The organism is Pseudomonas sp. GW456-12-10-14-LB2, from assembly GCF_002884345.1.
GTDB lineage: Bacteria > Pseudomonadota > Gammaproteobacteria > Pseudomonadales > Pseudomonadaceae > Aquipseudomonas > Aquipseudomonas paraglycinae.
On record NZ_POHV01000253.1, the window covers coordinates 1 to 253 of the forward strand.

General features: G+C 77.9%; 1 protein-coding gene. It reads left to right on the forward strand.

The annotated features are described in order from the left end of the window. The coding region (locus C1X29_RS28965) for a DUF4862 family protein (RefSeq protein WP_146023331.1) at positions 1-253 on the forward strand (253 nt) is incomplete at both ends.

Consider the following 253-nt stretch of genomic DNA (forward strand, 5'->3'; position numbering starts at 1 on the left):
GCGCACGGTCGAGCACCTGTGCCGCTACCTGGGGCGGCCCGCCGTGGCCGCGGTGGCCGTGCACTCCGCGCCCCGCCGCGACGGCTCCGGCCCCGCCGCCTCGCTGGCGGCCTTCGCCGACTCGCTCACGCGCCTGCGGAGCCGCGACTGGCGCGGGGCCGAGCTGCTCGTGGAGCACTGCGACGCCCCCGCTCCCGGCCGCGCGCCCGAGAAAGGGTTCTTGAGGATCGAGGACGAGTGCGTCGCCCTCAAG